Below are 2577 nucleotides of genomic sequence, written 5' to 3'. Positions count from 1 at the left end.
TTATATGTGGGAACTTGTTAAACAAGCGGATTGCTGAACGCCCTTTCAATACTCCCATCAACGTTGATATCGAAACTTTTGGTGGAACTATCACAACCAAGTGAACGTGATCCGGCTGAACATTTAATTCCAAGACTTCACAATCTTTCATATTGCACAAAATATAGATTGAGCGATAAAGCTCCTTACCTACATTCCCTTTCAAGATCTTAAATCTGTATTTCGGAGTCCAAACTATATGGTATTTGCAACGCCAATATACATGTGATGAACTTCTATAATCGCCCATGTTTTTAGTTTCCTCTTACTTGTGGTGAATAAGAGGTTTACTTCTAGCATGGGCACTCCTTCGGGCAATAGCCCCAAGGTTCAATCACCACCGCCCAAGGCGGTGGTTTAGGGATGACAACAAAAAAGCGTCCACTAATGAGTGAACGCTCTTATGCAATGGAAATAGTTAGGTTGAGAATTAATTCGTTTTATCTACAGATTTTTCTGCTCTAATTTGGGATGCAACGATTTTTATGGCTTCTGCGGTACTGATACCTTGAGCCATTAGTTGTTGAATTTTCTCAACAGCTTCTTGCTGTTCTTGGTGAGATAAAGTAGGAATATCATCAAACATTTAAAAAGGCTCCGGTTGATTAGGAGCCTGACTATAGAGATCGAGTTAATAACTAGCAAGGAAATTTATGTAAGCTCCCATCGCATTATCGTTTGTATAGCTTGCTCCAATGTCCAGTTGGAAAAGATTGAGAGGTGAGATCCCTACCCCTGCTGTGATTGTTCCATCAACATTATCGTATGCTAAGTTCTTCTTATATCCTGCTCTTAATTTTAACTGACGCATGATATCGATTTCACCACCTACTCGAATCATCTGTGTATTATCATTAAAATTAGTGTAGCGCTCTTCTTCATTAAGATCATAATCCACGCTTAATGTGGCATAGTCTGCAACAATACCTACGCCTACTGTATAAAGTGGCCTCATTTGGTATGCGTAGCCAATATTGATGTCTCGTGTTTTACCGAATTGGCTCTTAAGACTCTTAGTGTAAGATTGAGTTTGAATGTCTCTCTTGACTAAATTGGTTGCGGAAAATCCAACTCTTAAAGGCCCATAAAACCACAATGCGCCGGCATCAAGGTTGAACATGGTTTCTCCTTGGCCATTATCGCGTGCATCTTTGATATCGTAATCGGTTACGCTTGCTGAATATACATAGGTGTAGATGCGTTGAAGTTTAGGTGTTACACCAAAGGCAATATGTTGGCCTAAAAATGTTTGGTACTTGGCTAGCGAGAAACCCACTTCTGTTACCCCAACGGAAACAGCGTTCACTGCGCTGAGCTCTGCGTTTTCGACAGTTTGTAGCTCTGGAGTTAATGACGCAGTATTTTCGCCGCTGTAAATATCAGGAGTGACAAACGTTTCGGTATAGGCTTTGGCGAATAAATTAGCCGCTATAAATTGGTTAGGAATGGCAAAGGCGACAACACCGCCAATTTCGGCTTTTAGTTTATCATTTTGTAAATTATCTAAACTTTTCTGCAGCTGTTCAGTATTTGTGTAATCTTTTTTTTCTATGAAGTTTGAAATGCTGTCTAAATCATCGACCATGTGGTCTTCATCATTATAAGAAATCCCGAAACTGGGAACGATCATACCTACGTCATCGTTACGACGATAAATAGCCACAAGTGCAGGGTTATAAAATGGAGCAGTGAGAAAGTTCGCCGATACAACCCCTACACCACCCATCGCATCCCCTCGCGCCTCTATTGCATAATTGGCTGCGAAGCTGAAAGATGGTGTAAGTACGACTGCAAGTGGGAGTATTTTAATGAAATTTTTCATAATGTTATAAACGTGTCGTTTCCTTTATGTCTATAACGGCATATTGTCTATTATCTTTAATTATTCATCTACTGAAACATCGTAGGTTTTACTGATTACTTGAGATTGCTCAATGATAATCGGCCCTTGCCAACGTTGTTGAGTCATTGATACCGCTAGTACATAACGGTCTGCAGCTAAATTAGTGATTTCAAGTTCATTAGGATACTCAGACTCGTAGCGTTGACTCCATATTTCAGAGTATTTTCCATCGATGTAATCATACAGCGATACATTGAGTTCAGGTAAAGGGCAATATGGATTGAGTAACGCTTTTTTTTCAATTTGCCATTGATCTTTCGAAGCCCAACGTACAATTTGCTTTGCTTTGGGTTCACCAAGCACAATCCATGCGCTCCAAGATTGCTGATCTTTGGCTGTTATATCAAGACGGTATAAACCCATTGTAATTTTACTATTGAGATTATAACGCTTTAAGTAATGTGCCTTTCCAGTGACGCTGTCACTCGAAGTGGTCGTTAATAAGCTATCGGTTGATAAACTTTTATCAACCCACTGCGCCAGCCTGATATCAGCAAGTGGTTTTTCAGCGTCCACTTCTATATCAACATGAAATGCATCTCTTCCTGGGCTCTGGATCTCTTGCCTATTAATGGTGATTGATTTAAGCCATTCAGGGAGTGGTTTTTTGTCTAAACTTTTACCGCAATCAACGG

At 39.9% G+C, this 2577-nt stretch carries 4 protein-coding genes; all 4 read right to left on the bottom strand.

From position 1 onward, the window contains the following. A partial coding sequence (gene tnpA, locus AACU59_RS04835; RefSeq protein WP_161437658.1) for an IS200/IS605 family transposase occupies window positions 1-289 on the bottom strand: 289 nt, incomplete at its 3' end. A gap of 180 nt (window positions 290-469) precedes the next feature. After that, entirely contained in the window at window positions 470-625 is a 156-nt protein-coding gene (locus AACU59_RS04830) for a YoaH family protein (protein ID WP_161437657.1), read from the bottom strand. 45 nt (window positions 626-670) lie between these two features. Continuing rightward, window positions 671-1861 (bottom strand): conjugal transfer protein TraF, encoded by a 1191-nt coding sequence (locus tag AACU59_RS04825; RefSeq protein ID WP_094125813.1) that lies wholly within the window; start codon window positions 1859-1861, stop codon window positions 671-673. A 60-nt stretch (window positions 1862-1921) separates the two neighbouring features. Then, a partial coding sequence (locus AACU59_RS04820) for a DUF2861 family protein (RefSeq protein WP_161437656.1) occupies window positions 1922-2577 on the bottom strand: 656 nt, incomplete at its 5' end.

The sequence above is a fragment of the Vibrio sp. V23_P3S9T160 genome, assembly GCF_963886625.1.
GTDB classification, from domain to species: domain Bacteria; phylum Pseudomonadota; class Gammaproteobacteria; order Enterobacterales; family Vibrionaceae; genus Vibrio; species Vibrio anguillarum.
The sequence above is the reverse complement of the archived record's forward strand: the minus strand, read 5'-3'. Positions and strand labels throughout refer to the sequence as shown.

Bases quoted from the DNA above. Each gene is read 5' to 3' on its own strand.
- AACU59_RS04830 (WP_161437657.1), bottom strand. From the start codon at position 625: ATGTTTGATGATATTCCTACTTTATCTCACCAAGAACAGCAAGAAGCT.
- AACU59_RS04825 (WP_094125813.1), bottom strand. From the start codon at position 1,861: ATGAAAAATTTCATTAAAATACTCCCACTTGCAGTCGTACTTACACCA.